A 19,947-nucleotide genomic window follows, 5' to 3' on the forward strand; every position below is an offset into this window, starting at 1 on the left:
ATTTTACTTACTTATTAAGCTATTGTTAATTAATAAGAACTTTTATAGAACATTGTTTGTACGATATTTGTTCTTATGCTTACAAAAAAACAAAAAAACTTGCTTTTATTTATCAACAAAAAGTTGAGAGCTTCGGGCGTATCACCTTCATACGAGGAGATGAAAGATTCTTTAAATTTAAAATCTAAGTCAGGAATTCATAGATTAATAAGTGCTTTAGAGGAAAGAGGTTTTATTAGAAGGTTAGCTCACAAAGCAAGAGCTCTAGAGGTTATAAAGCTACCTGAAACAGCTTCAGCAAATGATATTTACAATAGCTTTTCACCTAGTGTTATTAAGGGTGGATTAGACAATGATATAAGTAATGGAGATGAAATTGAAATACCTGTTCTAGGCAAGATTGCTGCTGGAACTCCAGTAGAAGCAATTCAAAATGAGGTTGCTAGAATACCGCTTCCAAGTAATTTAGAAAAGAATGGCCAATATTTTGGACTTAAAGTTCAAGGAGACTCTATGATCGAAGCAGGTATCAATGAAGGAGACACAGTAATCATAAAAAGAACTGATACAGCTGATAATGGAAAAATTGTTGTGGCTTTAATAGATGAGCATGAGGCAATGCTTAAAAGAATTAGAAGAAAAGGTAAAACTGTAGCACTTGAGAGTGCAAATAGAAATTATGAAACCAAAATATTTGGCCCAGATAGAGTAAAAGTTCAGGGTGTTTTAGTATCTTTATATAGAAACTTCTAATAAAATAGTTTAAAAATCCCTAATGTCAAAAGTAGCAACAAGATTTGCTCCCTCACCTACTGGAGCGCTTCATATTGGTGGAGTTAGAACAGCTTTATTTAATTGGCTATTTTCTAAAAACCAAAAAGGAAAATTTCATCTTAGAATTGAAGATACTGATAAAGAAAGATCTAAAGATGAACATAAAGTTCAAATTATCAAATCTTTAAAATGGATTGGTATAGAGCACGATGGTGAAGAATATATACAATCAACTAAAATTGATGATCATATAAAAGTTGCTAATGATCTGCTTAAAAGTGGTAATGCATATAAATGCTACTGTTCAAGTGAAGAGATTGAAGAACAAAAAAAAAGAGCCAGACAAAAAAAGCTTCCTTATATCTATAATAGAAAATGTAGAGATCTATCACAAACAGATTCCCTTAAAGATATTAAACCTGTAATTCGATTTAAAAGTAAAATTGAAGGATCTACTGTACTAAAAGATTTAGTTCAAGGTGATGTAGAAATTGACAATAATACAATTGAAGATTTTATAATTTTAAGAAATGATGGAACGCCAACATATAATTTATCTGCAACCGTTGATGATCATCAAATGAATATGACCCATATCATTAGAGGCGATGATCATAAGATTAATACATTCAAACAAATGCAAATTTACTCAGCAATGAAATGGGAAGTTCCTCAATTTGCACATATACCTCTTATTCATACAATAGAAGGTAAAAAATTATCAAAAAGAGATAATGCATCAACTTTAGATGACTACTCCAAAATAGGAATAATGCCTGATGCATTAAGGAATTATTTACTGAGATTGGGTTGGTCTTTTGAAGATAAAGAAATATTTACTCTAGATGAGAGTATTAAGTACTTTAACTTAGAAGGTATAGGAAAATCACCATCTAAACTAGATATGAGTAGAATTCTATCAATGAACGAGCATTATATTAAAAATATTGATGAAAATGATTTATTTAATCAACTAATAGAATACTGCAAATTATATAAAAGTGAAATTAAGTCAGATAAAAAAGATAAGATCAAAAAATCTTTAACTTTCTTAAAAAATAAAGCAAAGACATTAGAAGATATATTTAATAATGGTCAATATATTATTGTAAATGAAGTAAATTTTAATCAGGATGACATTAAGATCATTGATGATAAAGCAAAAAAAATCATTTCTGCTTTCAGTGAACAATTTGCTACCATTGATAAGCTTAGCAAAGAAACGTTAGAGCCAATAGTAAATGAACTAATTAAATCAAATAATACAAATTTTAAAGGAGTTGGTCAGCCTTTAAGAATAGCTTTAACAGGTTCAAAATTTGGACCTGGCATATATGATATAATTATTTCACTTGGAAAAGAGGAAGTTATAAAAAGATTAACTAATAAGAAACTTAGTTAACACGGAAGAAGCTTCATCAGAAGATGAGGTTTTTGATCTAATTTTAGTTAAAGTTTCATCACACTCATTGATTTGTTTTTTCATTAATTCTGGATTTTTTAAAAAATAAACAACAGAATTGTAAATCTCTTTAGCATTACATTCTTTTTGTATTAATTCAGGAATTATCTCTTTGTTGTTAATAATATTGATGATATTAGCAAATTTTGTTTTCACCAACATTTTAACAATTAAAAAATTCAAAAAATTCATTTTATAAATAATTATAGAAGGAACTCTTGCATTGCAAATTTCAAGAGAAACAGTTCCAGATTTAGAAACTGCGAAAATAGATTTATTTAAAATTTGTTTTTTAATATTTTCTTCAGAAATAACTTCAACATTTTTTAAATTTATATTATGAATTTTTTCACTAATTAAATTTTTATTATCCTCAGTGGTATGAAAAATAAAAGTAAAATTATTAAATTTTCTATTCATCATATTAATAAAATCTATCAAGATAGGCAAAAGTAAATTCACTTCAGATGATCTACTTCCAGAAAAAAGAGAAATAATTTTTTTATCATTGGATATAATGTTAGTTAGATCTATTTTGTTTTTTGACTCTTCTTCAAGCAACGGATGACCGACAAAAGTATTTGGAATATTTTCTTTATCAAAGTATTTTTTTTCAAAATCAAATAATAATAAAACATGATCTAAAAATTTTTTAAATTTTTTTACTCTGCCCTCTCGCCATACCCATACTTGTGGTGCTACATAATGAATAGTTTTTATATCATTATTTAATTTTTTAACTTTTTCTGCAACTCTTAATGTAAAATCAGGACTATCTACACTAAACAAAATATCTGGATTAAATCTTATTATCTCTTCTACTGTTTTATTTATTTTATTCTTTATTTTAAAAATATTTAATAAAACACTTGTAAAGCCGATGTGAGTAATTTCTTTTAGGTTAAAAATAGATTTTATCCCTAACGAATTTAAATGTGTTCCACCGACACAAGCATATTGAATATTAGGATTATTTTTTTGGACTTTAGATATAACTTTAGAAGCAAGTTTATCTCCAGAAGGTTCACCAGTTAATATAAAGATTTTTTTCATTTTACCGAGATAAACATCTTATTTCTATTTGCAAATTTTATGCATTTGATTTTATCTAAAAAAACATGTTGTTTGTTTTTTATAACAATGCCCTTTAATCCAGCAGTCTTGCTTTGTTTGATAGTTTTTAATCCTATCGTTGGCAGATCTACTCTTAAGTCTTGTTTTTTTTTGGGAAACTTAACTAATACTCCGTGATTTCTAAATATTTTGCTTTTGCTTTTTTCAAGCATTTTTTTAGTCCCACCTTTTCCTTCTATAGAAATCACTTTTTTGTTTCTAACTACAACAGCTTGGCTAAAATTATATTGTCTTAAATTATTTAATGTTTTAATTGCTTTTTTAATATCTAATTGATCTTGTTTGTTTGGTTTTATCTTTGAATAATTGCCTTTCGTTAAGGATAATTCGGGATTAAATTTAAGTGAATTTTCTGTTTTTATCTTGTTTTGTGCCAATATCTTAATAATTTCTTTAAGTATCGCTGCATCTCCAAGCTTTGAAGCTTTGATTATTCTAGGGATATAATAAATTCCTTTTAAATCTAATTTCAATTTAGAAAAGTTTGGTTTATTTACTTTTCCAGCAAATAAGACTTTTTTACAGTTATTTTCCCTAAGAATATTAATAATTTTACCGAATTGACCCATAGATACAGCAAAAGAATTTTTATCTTTTTTAAATTTCTTTGATTTTGATAAATCAATTATCAAATATTTTATTTTATTTTTTTTAATTGTTTTTAGAATTTCCTTTGGAAAATCAGTATCACCAAAAATTAATCCTATCATCTTATGAAAATGGCGTGCAAATAGATCTTTTTTTATCTTTTGTTATAAATTTAATTACATCTTTTACTAACGGATTTTCTTGAAAAGAGCCATTCAATTTACTTATATTTTCATTAATATTTTTTGTAGCAAAAATTTCTTTATAAGCGTCACTTAAGCCTAAGATATCCTTATTTTCATACTTGGCTCTTCTCAGCCCTATTAGGTTCAATCCTTGTAATGAATTTCTATTTCCGGTAGACAATCCATAAGGTATTACGTCATGTAATACACCTGTCATTCCACCAATCATTGCCATTTTTCCAATCCTAGTGAATTGTTGAACAGCGGAATTGCCGCCAATAACAACATTGTCCTCAATAATTGCATGACCACCTAAAGGTACATTATTTGCAATTATTACATTATTACCAACATGACAGTCATGAGCGATATGTGATGAAATCATAAATAAACAATTATTTCCAATAACTGTTTTACCCCCGCCACTAACTGTACCAGGGTTTATTGTTACATACTCTCTAATTTTGTTATTATCACCAATTATTAAATTGGTAAGTTCACCATTGTATTTCAAGTCCTGTGGATCATTAATTGAAACAAAAGGATAAATCTTGTTTCCCTTTCCAATTTTAGTACTTACAGAAATATTTACATGAGAATGAATGATGGTATTTTCACCAATTTCTACATTTGGACCAATTACACAATATGGACCAATCTCAACATTTGAGGCTATTTTTGCTTTAGGATCTATTATTGCTGTTTTATGGATCATTTGTTATCTTTGATAAATTTTTTTAAATCTTTAGCAGGGTAACCCATTTGTTTAGTATTATCAGGAATATTCTTTACAACACCAGATCCACCTCCTATTTGTACATTGTTACCAATTTTTAAGTGTCCAGATATACCTGCTTGACCACCAATCATCACATTATTTCCAATTATAGAACTACCAGCAAAACCTACTTGTCCTGCAATAATACAATTTTCTCCAATTTTATTATTGTGAGCTATATGAACTTGATTATCAATAAAGGTATTTTTGCCAATTACAGTGTTCGATAAAGAGCCTCTATCAATTGTTGAGCCACAACCGATTTCACAATTATCTTCAATTATAACAATGCCAATATGTGGATATCTAATATTTCCTTCATTGCTTGGAAAAAAACCAAAACCTTTCTTTCCTATTACGCAACCATCTAAAATTGAAACATTATTTTTTATTAAAGTATTTCTAATTATAACATTAGATCCTATTGAGCAATTATCTCCAATTGCAACATTACTTTCAATTATTGAGTTATGTCCTATTGAGCAATTTTTTCCAATCTTTACATTTTTTCCTATCAATACATTGTTGCCATGTCTTAATTTTTTATAAAAAGGCGTCTTTTCAAGATTCAATGTTAATGGGTCAAAGTCATCTGTAATAGCATTTGGATAGAAAAGTTTAGTAATCATTGCCGTAGAAATCAAAACATTTTCAACAACAATAGGTTTACAATTATTAGGCAAGATATTTGATAATTGTTTAGTAGTTACACAATAAGATGCTTTTGTTAATGCTGCCACAGCCTCATATTTTTTTGAATGAAAAAAAGTAATATCTTTATCAGTTGCAGAATTGATATCTTTTATATCAAAGATTTTTGTATCTTTATAATTAGAATTATTAACAATATTTATAGAGGTTAAAATATCATCAATTTTTATAGGACCTCTATTTTCAAAAAATGGATTAATCATTGATAAACTTTACTACCAAAATTTTAAAGATTTGTTTATCAATAATTATTACTAATTATTTTCTATCAACAATTGTTGCTGACCATATAGCATCAGCCATTTTTTTACCTTCTACAAAGGCCTCGCCTTTATATTTCCAAACTCTTCCATGAGATCTTATTGCTTCAATATTAAGTTCTAGTTTGCAGTCTGGTATAACGGGATTTCTAAATCTTGCCTTTTCAATTCCCATAAGAAAAACTAATTTATTTTCATATGTCTCTTTATCTATGCCATGGGCAGTAAGAGCTGCTGCAGCCTGACCAAAAGCTTCAACTATCAAAACACCCGGCATAACTGGATTACCAGGAAAATGTCCCTGCACGAAAAAACTTTCCTTTGTCACATTAACAATGGCTGATGCAGAAAAAAGTTTCTTTATATTGACTAATTCATCGATGAGAAGCATTGGCTCTCTATGAGGTAATAAATCAATTATTTGTTTTTTATTTAAACTAATAGACATATTTATTGTAAATTAATCTTTTTAATTTTTGAATTTAAAATTTCAATAATAGTTTTTGTGAGATCTAGCTCGGATTTACCAATTATAATATTTTGTTTTGGAATTATATACGAGATAGAATTTTTTTTTGCGTATTCAGCTAATATAGGTGTTAATATTTCAGTAAGTTTTTTTTGGGAATTATTTTTCATTACAGAAATATCATTAATTTTTTTATTTCTTGATAACTTATAATCTTCAACTTTTTTTTTAAATAATTCTGCTTCTTTTAAATATTCTTGTTTACTTAAAATATTTTTTTTTGAAATTATTTTTTTTTCTTCATCTAATAAGTTTTTTTCAATTTTTTTAAATTTATTTTGACTAGATTTATTTATTTCATTCAGTTCTTTAATGATTGATTTTCCAGCTAAAGAATTATTCATTACAAAATCAATATCTATAAAATAAATATTATTATTCGATAGGGCCATATTAGAATGCAGCATTGAGATTATTATCAAAAAATATCTTAAGTATTTTATAAAATTCATTAAAAGGTAGTACCTAGGTTAAATCTAAAACCTTCAGTTTTATCGGTAGAGCTTTTTGTAATAGGTTGAGATAATGAAAAATTAAGTGGTCCTACTGGTGTTAATACATCCACAGCCACACCGGTTGAGCTTCTAATTTTATTATTGTCATCAATAGTGCTATCATAATCAACACCCCATACATTTGCAGCATCAACAAATATTGAAAAATCCATATTCTGAAATGATGGCAACAATCCAGGCAACGTAGCACTAAAGTTTAAAGCAGAAACATAATTACCACCTATATAGTCATTATTCTCAATGGGTCCAATTTTTCCAGCCTCAAAACCCCTAAGTTTACTGCTGGGCATAAATAATCTTTTAGAAATTCTTACATCATCATTACTTAATGTGTTTACAGCTTTTCCATAAAAACTAATTTTAGTTACCATTTCCGATATTTTTTGATATCTAGTAGTCTCAAAAGAGTTAACAATTTCATAATTATCAGACACTAATGGTAATTCTTGCCTAAATATATTTCTAAATCCTTCATCTGGACGAAATCTTTTATTTCTCAAATCATAATCTAAAGAATAATTAAAGTAATTATCAAAATAATCACCTTCTTGTTTTTTAAGGGATGCTGAAGCTGCACCAGTTGTTTCAAGTTTTTCATAAGAAACATCAAATTCAGGTCTAAAATATAAGTTTTCAAATTGTTCGAAGGCAGTACCTAGGGATAAACCTAGATCAGATGTTTTATAACCAAAGTCCTTTATATTATCCGTGGTCCTACTTCTTATCGAAGTAAATAGAGAATTATCTGAATAATTAAAATTAGGTTTTTCATATATAAATTGTCCCTTTAAAGCATTTTCTGTAATTTCTAAATTTGAAATTAACTTAATACCCCTACCTAAAAAATTATTTTCTTTTATTCCACCTCCTATTGTTCCTCCAGATGTTCCAACACCAGCACCTAAAGAAATTTCACCTGTAGGCTTTTCTTCAACCGTTAGATTTACGACTTTAAGTCCTTTACTAGATCCAGGAACAATTTCTGCTTCTACTTTAGAAAAAATATTTTTTGCTTTAATATTGTTTACAGATTTATTAAATAAAATTTCATTATAAGGGTCACCCTCATCCACTATTAGGGCATTTCTGATAACTTCTTCAATAGTATAATTGTTTCCTAGTATATTGATCTTTTCAACATAAAATTTTTCATTGTCTTTAAGTGTAAAAGAAATATCTAATTTATTATTATCAACTATAGTTTCTTCTAGTGATGCATCAATAAATTGGTATTGTTTTGTAAGAGCTATTTTATCTACCTCCCTTAAGATTTTTTCTACTTTATCTAGTGAATATTCTGTATCCTTTAATTTTACTAAAACATCATTAATTTCATTAAAATATTTAGGATCATAATCATCAGCTAACTTTAAAGATAAATCGTTGAATCTAAATTTTTCACCTGCCTCAATGTTAAAAATCAATTTAAAAGAATCATTATTATTAAATTCCACAAAAGAATTTGTTATTTCTACATTATAGTAACCATTATTTTTATAAAAGTTAGATAATAATCTTTTATCTAATTCTATTCTTTCATAATTAAGATAAACAGATTGGGAGATAAACTTCCAAAATTTTCTTTCTTCAGATGTAATGATATTTTTTAATTTTCTATTTTTTATTTTTTTATCTCCAATAAATTGAATTTCTTCAATTTTGGCTCTTTTACCAAGATTAACTTCATAAATTAATCTTATTGAATTCTGTTCTTCATTTGAAGAAGAGGTGGTTTTAATTTCTGCAAAATAGTATCCACTACCTTTTAAAATATTTTTAATTAAATTTAAATCAGATAAAAATGAAGATTCTATATATGAGCTCCTATTTTTTAATTTAATCTTATCAAATAACAGCTCAGTTAAATTTTTACTTTTAATACCATTAATTTGAACATCTTCAATTATAGGGTTCTCAATAACAGAAATTTCTAAAATTGAATTATTAATTTTTAATTTAATTTCTTTGAAAAAGTTAGTATCATAGATGTTTTTAAGTAATGTATTTAAATCTTCATCATTATAATCTTTATCAAAATCAATATCGCCAAAAATTATTATAGATTCTTTAGAAATTCTTTTATTTCCATCAACTTTAATATCTTTAAAACTTTGCGCAAAAGTTAGAGAAGAAATAAAGAACAAAATAAAATTAATTTTTAGAACTGCTTTAAACATAAGGATTTATATAGCTAAATTCTCAATTTTCAAACTTACATAATTGTTCAATTTGATGATTTCATCAATGTTTTTTGGCTTTAATTTCCTAAATTTTGAAAATTCTTTCATTTTGATTATTTTTAATAAAATGGTTGAGATTTGATTGAATGTTATTTTTTTATTTAGAAATAAATCGACTAACTTATCATTTGCACTTACTAAAACCGTTTCAAATAAAGAATCCTTATTAGGCATTTTCTTTAGAATATTTACAACTGGAAATTTAATCAAGTCTACATTGGAAAAATTAAGATTATTTAATATATCAAAATCAATATTTTTTGTTGATATTTTTTTTTCATAATTCCTATAAAAAGAATTAAATATAGGTATTCTCATATTAGTATCGTGCATCAACATTTTAATTAAACCATTGTTGAATTTAACAATTGCATGAACATATGAATTTGGATGAATAAGAATTTTTAATTGACTATATTTATAATTAAAAATTTTTTTAGCTTCTATAATTTCAAAAACTTTATTCATCAATGTAGCTGAGTCTATAGATATTTTTTTTCCCATTTTCCAATTAGGGTGTTTTAGAGCTTTCTTTATAGTAATTTCATTAAATTTATTTAATGGAAATCTATTAAATGGACCACCTGAAGCTGTGATAAATACTTTTTCTACATCTGTATTTTTCGCATTATCAATTAAAGACCATATGGAAAAATGCTCAGAATCTACAGGTATAAATTTAACTTTAAATTTTTTTAACTCCTTTTGAATTAATGTCCAGCCACAAATAATAGATTCCTTATTTGCAATTGCTATATTTTTTGTAAACTTAATAGTTTTTAAAGTGGGATTTAAACCTTCTAAACCAGAAATTGCATTTAGAATATAGTCAGCTTTTTGTTTCTTAAAAATTTTATTTAATAAATCATAATTATTATAAATATTAATTTTTTTATTTTTAAGATTTTTTTTTATTTCTAAATAACTTTTCTTGTTTGTAACAATGATATTTTTAACTGTAAAAATTTTTAATTGTTTAAGTAATTCTTTAATATTACTATTAACTGATAATAATAAAATTTCACAATTATTTGCATCTTTTTTTAAAATATTTAAAAATGATTTACCAATAGAACCAGTTGAGCCTAAAAGTGCAATTTTTTTTTTCATTTTAGTTTAAAAGATTTAATAAAAAAACACCTAATGGTGCAGCAAAAATTATACCATCCACTCTATCAAGTAAACCACCATGGCCAGGTAAAAGATCGCTCGTATCTTTAACTTTCGCTTTTCTTTTTAAATAAGAAATAAATAAATCACCTAATTGAGAAGTTAGAGAAATTGCAATTGTTAGTATTAATAAAGTTAGAAAATCGTATATAATTAAATTATTGTAGAATATTGGTATTAAAAAAATTGATAATACAAAAGATCCAATTGAGCCCGATATCGTTTTATTAGGACTTATTTTAGTTAGTTTTTTACCCTTAAAGGTTTTTCCAAATATAAGTCCTCCAATGTCTGACGAAATAGCTATTAAAACTGAATATAATAAATATATTTTTAAATCTGTTAAGTGAGATTCAATAAGAAATACAAAATAAACGAATAATGATAAATATAATAAGGAACCTGACTTAAGCATAAATCTTAACAATCTATCTTTGAATTTATTTTTTTTTATAATTTTAGAAACCATTGCATAGAATTCAATCCATACAATTATTGCCATAATTAATAATGAGCCAATCATTATAAATGAGTAAAGATACATTGCAGAAAGTAATGAGAATAACAAAATAGATGTTAGTATTCTTTTTTTTAATTCAGAAGACATTATATTGAACCATAATTTCTTTTTATAATTTTAAATCTATTTAATATTTTTTTAAAATCACTAACGTTAAAATCTGGCCATAATTTTTTTTCAAAAAAAATTTCTGTATACGCTAACTGCCAAAGCATAAAATTACTTAATCTTTGTGTGTTTCCGGTTCTGATTAAGATATCTGGATCAATTATATTTTTTGTAAATAAATTTTTATCTATGTTTTCTTTATTAATAATAATTCTTTTTTTTTAATATTCTTTATAGATTGAATAATTTCATTTTTTGAACCATAGTTTAAGGCAACATTAACCTGTAAAGATAGATTTTTAGATGTCTTAAATTCAGATTTTTTTATAAGTGCTCTTAATTTTTTTGGTAATTTATTGATTTCACCAATAAATTTTAATTTGATGTTTTTTTTTATTAAATTATCAATTTTGTTAGTAAGAAAATTTTCTAATAAATTAAATAAAAAATTAATTTCTTTTTTTGGTCTTTTCCAATTTTCAGTAGAGAAAGTGTAAAGTGTTAAATATTTAATGTTTATTTTTAAACATTCATTAATAATATTTTCTACACTGTTTAAGCCAGCTCTATGACCATCATTTCTAGAGTTTTTGTGTTTAATGCCCCATCTACCGTTTCCATCCATAATAATGGCAACATGTTTAATTGGGTTCATATAGTCATGATTTCTTTTTCTTTAATCTCAACTTTTTGATCAATCGTTTTAATATGATTGTCAGTAAACGTTTGTACTATCTTTTCATATTTCTTTTCATCATCTTCACTAATTTCTTTAGATTTAAGTAAATTCTTTAACTCATCATTAGCTTCTCTTCTAATGTTTCGAATTGATACTTTGCACTTTTCACCCATTGATTTAATAACTTTTTTAATCTCCACTCTTCTTTCTTCACTTAAATCTGGAACGGGTAATCTTATTAATTGACCATCTATCTGAGGATTTAAACCCAATTCAGATTTTTTTATAGCTGAATCTACTAATGAAACATTGTTGGCATCCCAAACTTGAATATTTATCATTCTTGGTTCAGGTGTTGTAATACTAGCAACTTGATTTATTGGCATAGCTTGGCCGTACACATCAACTTTAACAAGATCTAGCATTGCAGCATTTGCACGACCTGTTCTTAAAGATGTTAGTTCTTTAGAAAAAACCTCAATGGTTTTATCCATTTTTTGATTATATGTTTTGTCGTTAAACATTTATTCACCAATTTTTAATCTATAAAAATCATTAATCTTTAAACCAGAAATATTAAGTTCTTTAACAATATCTTGAACTTTCTTTTTTGGTTCCATAACCCAAGCTTGAGTTAATAATGCATTTTCCTCTTTAAATTTACTCATTTTACCTAAACTAATTTTTTGAACAATTTCATCTGGTTTGCCTGAGCTTTTAAGTTCTTCTGTAACTAATTCTAGTTCTTTTTGTATAAGATCTTTATCAATTGAATCTGCATTTAAAGACAAGGGACTAGATGCTGCAATGTGCATTGCCAATTGTTTTCCAAAAGTTTTGACTTGATCTGAAACATCTTTAACCTCAAGCGACACAATAACAGAAAGTTTAGACAAATTATCTTTAACAACTGTATGCAGGTAGTTAAAATTTTTAGAACCTGAGTTATTAAAAGTTTTTGCTCTACCTATTGTTATTTTTTCACCCATTTTAGCTATAAGTGCAACTAAACTATCTTTAACCGTTTCGCCATTTGACATTTTAGTTTCGCTAAGCTTTTCAATATTAGATTCTGCTTGATTATTAAGTTCACTCAATTCTTTAGCAAATAATACAAAATCATCATTTTTGGCAACAAAATCTGTTTCACAGTTAACTTCAATAATAGAAATTTTATTTTCATCACCAGAAGTTGCAATTACACCTTCTTTAGCATCTCTTGACATTTTCTTAGAAGCTTTTGATATGCCTTTAACTCTTAAAATCTCAACAGCTTTATCTAAATCTCCACCAGACTCTTTAATTGCAAGATTACAATCTTTAAAACCAGCACCAGTTGCTTCACGTAATTGTTTAACTTTTTCTATATCACTCATTAGTTTAATTTTTTTTATCCTTTTTAGCAAATTTGGCATCAAGTTTTTCTCTATCAATTTCTTGAACTGTTTTAGTAGATGCTTCTTTTGATTTGACTTCATCTGCTTCTGGTTTGTCATCTACTTTTGCTGGAGCAGCTTTTTTTGCATTTTCAATAGTTTCTTTTACTAAATTACAATAAAGATCAATTGCTCTTCTAGCATCATCATTTCCCGGTATTGGAAAATCTATTCCATCAGGGTTTGAGTTACTATCCAAAATAGCACAAATTGGAATGCCCAATTTAGATGCCTCAGCTATTGCTAAAGATTCATAATTAGTATCAATTATAAAAACTAAATCTGGAACTTTTTTCATCTCAGCAATTCCTCCTAGAGCTCGTTCCAATTTGTCTTTTTTGACACTCATTTTTAATAATTCTTTTTTTGTGAAACCTCTATTTTCAGCAACAAGATCTGCCTCATATTTTTTCATTTTCTTAATTGAACCTGAGATAGTTCCCCAGTTAGTTAGCATTCCACCTAACCATCTATAATTTACAAAGTATTGACCAGTTTCTTTAGCAACTTCAGCTATAGCTTCTGATGCTTGCTTTTTTGTTGATACAAAAAGTATTTTTCCGTTATTAGCAATTGTATTGTAAACTTTTTCTAAAGCTACATTGGTAAGTTCTAGTGTTTGAGTTAAATCAATAATATGTATTGAGTCTCTTTTTCCAAAAATGTACTTTTTCATTTTTGGGTTCCATCTTAGAGTCTTGTGACCTAAGTGTACTCCTGCTTCTAATAGTTGTTGGATAGTTAAACTTGGTATTTTCATATTTATTCCCGGTTAAGCCACCACAGTAATTTCCATTTAAGGACCGGAGGTATAAAACCACAAACTGTGTGCGTGTTAATTTAATTTACCAGGTATTTACAAATATTTAATGAAACAAACAAGTCTTTTTTATTGTATTATTACTGAAATATCGTCTTTTCTTAGTAAATTTATAGCTTTTCTATCGATTAAACGTCTGTTCTTAAGTTTAAAACTAATATTGTTGTCGTTAGTCTCTAAATTAATTTTTACCTCTGTTGTCCCCTCTTCATTTAATAATTTGGATATTTTTTCAATATCATCAACAGTCTTAATATTAAAAGCAATTTCACTAACTGGTTTATTAAATAAGTCTTTAAGAGAGGCAATTTTTTGAACATTTATTCTTTTTAATTTATTTTCATCATTTGAAATTGTTTTAATTAAAGTAATAATTAATGAATTTCCCTCAATTAAAATTTCTCTATTAAGCTCAAGAATGTCCGAAAAGATAAAAAGTTCAAATACACTAGTTAAGTCTGTAAATTTAATAACTCCATAAGAGTTTCCTTTGGCTGTTTTACGTTCAGAAATTTTTAATAAAGTAGCTGCTATGTTTGCATCTTTAATATTATCATCAGAATTAAACTTTATATAATCTACAATTTTATAATCATCAAAAATTTCTTTAAACTGATTTAAAGGATGGTCCGATATAAAAAAACCAACAGCTTCAAATTCTCTTGAAAGTCTATCCTCAAATTTCCAATCCTCCATATTAAGAATAATTTCATTATCCTGCTCTTCATCAACACCAAACAAGTCTATTTGATTAGCTGCTTTGTTTTCATGAATGTTTTTAGTTTTGAGAATGAAGTTTGGAATTGAATTAAACAATGCTTGTCTATTCTTTTCAATATTGTCAAAGGCTCCTGCTTTAACTAACCCTTCTAATTGAAGTTTATTAATATCCTTTGGATTTACTCTATTTAAAAAATCATTTTCAATATGATTTGGTTTCATTTGCATTAATGCTTCACGCATTCCAGCACTCTCCACCTGAAATAAACCAACTGTATTGCCCGATGAAAGTAATTCAAAAACTTTTTGATCTTCAAAATTTATGTCTTCGATATTAAAATCTTTATTTTTCTTTTTAATTAGTTTTTGAGTTCTATTAATGACTGTTAAAGTTTTTAGACCTAAAAAATCAAATTTTATTAAACCTGCATTTTCAGCAGAATACATATCAAATTGAGTTGACGGTAATAAAAGATCTGCAGAGGCGTCTTTATATAAAGGAACTATTTCAGTTAATTTTCTGTCGGCTATAACAACACCAGCAGCATGAGTTGCAACATTCCGATTTAGTCCCTCTAACTTTAGTGATAAATCAGTAAGTTTTTTAACTCGAGGATCTTCATTTACTAATTTTTGAAGTCTTGGCTCACTATTTATGCATTCAATTAAACTTTGTGGACGTGAAGGATCAAATGGTATCATCTTAGAAATGCTATCAACAAAACCATATGGTAAACCTAAAACTCTACCAACATCTCTTATAACCATTCTTGCTTTTAATTTTCCAAAAGTAATTATATGAGCAACGCTATCTTTGTATTTTGTAGTTAAATATTCAAATACAAGATCTCTTTTTTCTTCACAAAAATCTATATCAAAGTCAGGCATAGATATTCTATCTGGGTTTAAAAATCTTTCAAAAATTAGATTGAACTTTATTGGGTCAACATCAGTAATTGACAAACACCATGCTACTAAGGAACCAGCACCAGAACCTCTACCGGGTCCTACTGGAATATCATTTTTCTTAGCCCATTTAATATAATCAGAAACTATTAAAAAATAACTTGGATATTTCATTTCAATTATAATTCTTAATTCATGATCTAAACGATCTTTATAAAATAAAAATTTTTCATCATTAATGAGGTTTTTTTCTTCAATTTTAAAAACTTTTAAAAACTTTTCTTTTAATCCATTTAATGATTCCTTTTTCAATATTTCATCGGCACTTCCATCTTTTTCTGTGCTTATATTAGGAAGAACAGGTTTGGAAAACTGAGGTCTAAAACTACACCTGAATGGTAAATTAAAATTATTTTCTAAAGCTTCGGGTAAATCAGAAAATAGAGCACACATTTCTTCTGAAGACTTAAAATAGTGTTGATCGCTATATTTAATTCTATTTTTATCATTAAGATATGTTTTTTCACCAATGCAAGTAAGAGCATCATGGGCTTCATGCATGTCTTTGGTTAAATAATAGACTTCATTTGATGCAATAATTGGAATTTTTAATCTAAAAGATTGTTCTAAATTAAACTTTTCAAAGGATATTTCATTTTGATCACCATGTCTTTGAATTTCTAAATAAAAATTATCTTTAAAATTTTTTAGTAAATCTTTGTAGATTTTTTGTATTTCATCAAATCTTCCTTTTTCAAATAATTTGCCAAATAAGCCATGATTTGTCCCTGATAAAAGAATAACATCACTAATGTTATCTAATAATTCTTTGATATCCAAATGTGGTTTTGATAAAACGTCATTTTCTAAATATGATTTTGAAGATAATTCAATAATTTTTTTGTAACCATTTTCATTGAGAGCGATTAAGGGAAGTAAACCTGTTGTGTCTTCATATTTAAAATTAATTTGAGTTCCAATAATAGGTTGAGTGCCTACTTTAGAGATATTTTCAGAAAATTCTAATGCACCACATAAATTTTCGGTGTCACAAATTCCAACAGAAACTAATTTATTTTCTTTACAAAAATCTTTTAAACTCTCAATTTTGATAGCACCTTCACAAATGGAGTACTGAGTATGAACTTTGAAGTGATTAAAATGTTTATTGTTTGAATTTTGCATTGATAGTTTTTATATTACCATCAATCATTTCTAATTTGCAATCTGCCATATTGGCAAAATATCTATTATGAGTTGCATATATAATTAATCTATTCTTGTCCTTTAATTTATAAAGAATATCAAAAATTTCTTTAGCGGTACTTTGATCTAAACTTCCAGTTGGTTCGTCTGCTAATATTACATCGGGTTCATTAATCAGTGCTCTAGCAATTGCTATTCTCTGCATTTCACCACCAGATAATTCAGATGGATAATGATCTTCTCTTGATTTTAAACCCATTTTTTTTAAAATTATTTGAGCCTTATGTTTTGCCTCTATTTTATTATTAGTTAAAGCTAAATGGGCCATGTAAACATTTTCTAAAGCCGTAAAGTCAGTCAATAAATTATTTTGTTGATAAATAATGCCAATTTTATCTGATCTTATTTTATCATTGTCTAAAGTTTCAGAAAAATTCACCACTTTATTACTGATAGATAAATTTCCACTAGTCGGCCTATCAATCATTGATAAAATATTAAGCAAAGTTGATTTCCCAGAACCAGATGGTCCTACTAAAGAGTAAATTTTACCCTTTGTAAATGAATAATTTATTTTTTTTAATACTGAAATTTTTTTATTATTATAAAATGATTTAGAGATATTCTTTAAATTTATAAGATTATTCATATTTCAAACCTTTTACTGGATCAAGCTTAGAGGCTTTTATAGCAGGATATATTGAAACAATTATAGTTATTAAAATCGAACAAACGGAGATTATCAATATAGAAACAAGGTTTATTTCTGTTGGCATTTTACTTAAAAAATAAATTTCCTCAGGAAACAAACTTATATTAAAAGTATAACTCAAAAACTGTCTAATATTTTCAATATAAAGTGAAAATAATACACCCAATAAAATACCAAATATTGTAGCTGTCGTCCCAATTGTAACTCCTACTAAGAAAAAAATTTTAGTAATTGATTTATTTAAAACACCTATTGATTTAAGAATTGCAATATCTCTAGTTTTATTTTTCACTAATATTGTAAGACCTGAAATTATATTAAATGCTGCTACTAATATTATTAAAGACAAAATTATAAACATTACATTTCTCTCAACTTTTAATGCTGAAAATAACGAGCTATTCATATCAGCCCATGTATAAATAAATTCATCTTTAAATATTTCTTTAACTTTATTTTTTGCAATAACTATGTCTGAAGGATTTTTAAGATAAATTTCTAAATTTCTATTATCTTTATTAAAATCAAAAAAATTGTCTAATGTATCTATATTTATAAAAGCTATATTTCTATCAAAGTCAGCTAATCCACTTTCAAAGATTGAGCTAACCGTAAAAACTTCTTGTTTGGGTAAATTACCAATAATAGTTTCTATCCCAGATGGAGAAATAATTGATAATTTATCTCCGATCTTAAGTTCTAAATCAAAACTTAATTCCTTACCGATTGAAATATTGTTTTTATAAAGTTTCTTCGAATTGCCAGAAAATCGACCTTTATTTACCACGTTAAGCTTTGAGAAATCTTTTTGACTGTACCCTCTTAAAACAATACCTTTGGTAAAATCTTGACTAATAATAATTGCTTCACCCGAATTACTATATAGCAATTCTTCAGAAATCTTTTTTAACTCTTTATTTTTAAGTTTATCTACAGAGATAGAATTTTCGTAAGGCTTAATAGTAATATGAGGATTAAAACCAACAATTTTGTTTATAAGTTCTGTTCTAAAACCATTCATTACCGACATAACGATAATTAAAACAGCAACACCTAGACTTATTCCAATAAAAGAAAATATTGAAATTATATTTAAAAAACCATCTTTTTTTCTAGTTTTTAGATATCTAAATGTAATCTCTTTTTCTAAAGTAGAAATCAATTTTTTTCTTTTTGTTTAATTAAAATTTTTAATATTTGATCTAAAGTTAAATTTTGAGGATCTTTGCCGATTTCTTTAAATTCTAGCAAATCACCATCTGACTTTTTTCCAATAATAATTTGAAAAGGAACGCCAATTAAATTAAATTTTTTAATTTTAGCTGATAGGTTTTCATCCATATCATCAATTATTGCATCAATACCATTGACATTAAAAAATTCAAAAATTTTATTTGCTTTTTCTAAAGTTGAATTATCATTTTTGTTAATCATTGGTAATATTGCTAGTTCAAATGGAGCAATAGCAAATGGCCATTTCATGATTTCTTCTTTATCATCATACTTAGCTTCAATAATTGCACCGACTAACCTGGACACACCGATTCCATAAGATCCCATTTTAACAAAATCCTTCTTACCCTCAGGTAAATCTACTGATGCATTTAATGGTTTAGAGTACTTATCTCCAAAATAAAATATATGCCCAACTTCAATTCCTTTTGTTATCAATCTATTTTCAACAGAAACTTCTTTTTCAAATTCTTCTTTTTTAAATTTTTCATCTGTAACAGAATAATATTGTTCAAATTTTTTTCTTAAATTTTCTAAAGAATTTTTTTCTATTATTGAACCATCGCTATTCAAGTCAAAAATTCTTTTGTCTGTAAAAATTTTACTTTCACCTGTGTCAGCAAGAATAATAAATTCATGTGAAAGATTTCCTCCAATTGGACCTGTATCGGCAGCCATAGGAATTGCAGTTAACTCAAGTCTTTTAAAAGTTTTTAAATACGATAAGAAGAATTTATTGTAAGAAAATACAGCCTCTTCATCACTCACATCAAATGAGTAAGCATCTTTCATGTAGAATTCTCTACACCTCATTATTCCAAATCTTGGTCTTACTTCGTCTCTAAATTTCCATTGAATATGATATAATAATTGTGGCAATGATTTATATGATTTAATACTAGATCTAAATATATCAGTGACTAACTCCTCATTTGTTGGACCATATAACATTTCTCTATTCTGGCGATCATTTATCCTTAACATTTCTTCTCCATAATCATCATAGCGTCCACTTTCTTTCCAAATTTCACTAGATTGAATAGTAGGCATCAAAATTTCTTGAGCACCGATTTTGTTTTGCTCTTCTCTAACAATTTGTTCAATTTTTTTCATCACCTTAAATCCTAAAGGTAACCAAGAGTAAATACCCGCCGAGGATTGTTTTATCATACCGACTCTTAACATTAATTGGTGTGATTTTATTTTAGCTTCAGAAGGGTTGTTTTTTAATATGGGTATAAATGATTTTGATATATGCATA

18 protein-coding genes and 1 pseudogene are annotated in these 19,947 nt (G+C 26.6%); 2 read left to right on the plus strand and 17 right to left on the minus strand.

Annotated features, from left to right (window positions below; translation table 11 throughout):
* Positions 1–75 precede the first annotated feature (75 nt).
* Together lexA and gltX are read left to right on the plus strand one after the other, a co-directional pair.
* Positions 76–753, plus strand: a complete 678-nt coding sequence (gene lexA / locus AC5SLL_RS03450) for a transcriptional repressor LexA (protein WP_271516705.1) — start codon at positions 76–78, stop codon at positions 751–753.
* Positions 754–775: 22 nt separating this feature from the next.
* Complete coding sequence (gene gltX, locus AC5SLL_RS03455; protein WP_494586102.1) at positions 776–2,176, plus strand: glutamate--tRNA ligase; 1,401 nt, start codon at positions 776–778, stop codon at positions 2,174–2,176.
* Here the strand turns inward: gltX and lpxB are convergent.
* From lpxB to proS, 17 genes and pseudogenes are all read right to left on the minus strand, one after another.
* Positions 2,153–3,289, minus strand: a complete 1,137-nt coding sequence (lpxB, locus tag AC5SLL_RS03460) for a lipid-A-disaccharide synthase (protein ID WP_494586103.1) — start codon at positions 3,287–3,289, stop codon at positions 2,153–2,155. The genes gltX and lpxB overlap by 24 nt on opposite strands.
* On the minus strand, positions 3,286–4,080 hold the full coding sequence (locus AC5SLL_RS03465) for a UDP-2,3-diacylglucosamine diphosphatase LpxI domain-containing protein (RefSeq protein WP_271516714.1): 795 nt from the start codon (positions 4,078–4,080) through the stop codon (positions 3,286–3,288). Before AC5SLL_RS03465 ends, lpxB begins: the two co-directional genes overlap by 4 nt.
* Position 4,081: 1 nt before the next feature.
* The gene (gene lpxA, locus AC5SLL_RS03470) at positions 4,082–4,858 is read right to left on the minus strand and encodes an acyl-ACP--UDP-N-acetylglucosamine O-acyltransferase (protein ID WP_494586104.1); all 777 of its coding nucleotides are present in this window, start codon (positions 4,856–4,858) and stop codon (positions 4,082–4,084) included.
* Entirely contained in the window at positions 4,855–5,835 is a 981-nt protein-coding gene (lpxD, locus tag AC5SLL_RS03475) for a UDP-3-O-(3-hydroxymyristoyl)glucosamine N-acyltransferase (RefSeq protein WP_494586105.1), read from the minus strand. The genes lpxA and lpxD overlap by 4 nt, the downstream gene beginning before the upstream one ends.
* Before the next feature lie 55 nt (positions 5,836–5,890).
* Entirely contained in the window at positions 5,891–6,340 is a 450-nt protein-coding gene (fabZ, locus tag AC5SLL_RS03480; protein ID WP_494586106.1) for a 3-hydroxyacyl-ACP dehydratase FabZ, read from the minus strand.
* Between the two features lie 2 nt (positions 6,341–6,342).
* Positions 6,343–6,873: an OmpH/Skp family outer membrane protein gene (locus AC5SLL_RS03485; protein WP_494586107.1), complete on the minus strand. Its 531-nt coding sequence runs from the start codon at positions 6,871–6,873 to the stop codon at positions 6,343–6,345.
* Entirely contained in the window at positions 6,873–9,113 is a 2,241-nt protein-coding gene (bamA, locus tag AC5SLL_RS03490; RefSeq protein WP_494586108.1) for an outer membrane protein assembly factor BamA, read from the minus strand. Before bamA ends, AC5SLL_RS03485 begins: the two co-directional genes overlap by 1 nt.
* Positions 9,114–9,119: 6 nt before the next feature.
* Positions 9,120–10,286, minus strand: coding sequence for a 1-deoxy-D-xylulose-5-phosphate reductoisomerase (locus AC5SLL_RS03495; RefSeq protein ID WP_494586109.1), 1,167 nt, complete (start codon positions 10,284–10,286; stop codon positions 9,120–9,122).
* A 1-nt stretch (position 10,287) separates the two neighbouring features.
* Positions 10,288–10,953 (minus strand): phosphatidate cytidylyltransferase, encoded by a 666-nt coding sequence (locus AC5SLL_RS03500; RefSeq protein ID WP_494572596.1) that lies wholly within the window; start codon positions 10,951–10,953, stop codon positions 10,288–10,290.
* A pseudogene (uppS, locus tag AC5SLL_RS03505) lies at positions 10,953–11,629 on the minus strand (polyprenyl diphosphate synthase). The gene AC5SLL_RS03500 and the pseudogene uppS overlap by 1 nt, the downstream one beginning before the upstream one ends.
* Positions 11,626–12,177 (minus strand): ribosome recycling factor, encoded by a 552-nt coding sequence (gene frr / locus AC5SLL_RS03510; RefSeq protein ID WP_494572598.1) that lies wholly within the window; start codon positions 12,175–12,177, stop codon positions 11,626–11,628. The pseudogene uppS and the gene frr overlap by 4 nt, the downstream one beginning before the upstream one ends.
* Positions 12,178–13,029 carry a translation elongation factor Ts gene (tsf, locus tag AC5SLL_RS03515; protein ID WP_494586111.1) on the minus strand — a complete coding sequence of 284 codons (852 nt, stop codon included), beginning with the start codon at positions 13,027–13,029 and terminating at the stop codon, positions 12,178–12,180.
* Between the two features lie 4 nt (positions 13,030–13,033).
* A complete protein-coding gene (gene rpsB, locus AC5SLL_RS03520; protein WP_494586112.1) occupies positions 13,034–13,849 on the minus strand; it encodes a 30S ribosomal protein S2 in 816 nt (271 codons plus the stop codon).
* Positions 13,850–13,978: 129 nt separating this feature from the next.
* A complete protein-coding gene (gene dnaE / locus AC5SLL_RS03525; protein WP_494586113.1) occupies positions 13,979–16,720 on the minus strand; it encodes a DNA polymerase III subunit alpha in 2,742 nt (913 codons plus the stop codon).
* Positions 16,701–17,390 (minus strand): ABC transporter ATP-binding protein, encoded by a 690-nt coding sequence (locus tag AC5SLL_RS03530; protein ID WP_494586114.1) that lies wholly within the window; start codon positions 17,388–17,390, stop codon positions 16,701–16,703. Before AC5SLL_RS03530 ends, dnaE begins: the two co-directional genes overlap by 20 nt.
* On the minus strand, positions 17,383–18,615 hold the full coding sequence (locus tag AC5SLL_RS03535; RefSeq protein ID WP_494572603.1) for a lipoprotein-releasing ABC transporter permease subunit: 1,233 nt from the start codon (positions 18,613–18,615) through the stop codon (positions 17,383–17,385). The genes AC5SLL_RS03530 and AC5SLL_RS03535 overlap by 8 nt, the downstream gene beginning before the upstream one ends.
* Complete coding sequence (gene proS / locus AC5SLL_RS03540) at positions 18,612–19,946, minus strand: proline--tRNA ligase (RefSeq protein ID WP_494586115.1); 1,335 nt, start codon at positions 19,944–19,946, stop codon at positions 18,612–18,614. The genes AC5SLL_RS03535 and proS overlap by 4 nt, the downstream gene beginning before the upstream one ends.
* Position 19,947 lies beyond the last annotated feature (1 nt).

This window comes from Candidatus Pelagibacter sp. PS_43 (genome assembly GCF_059417795.1).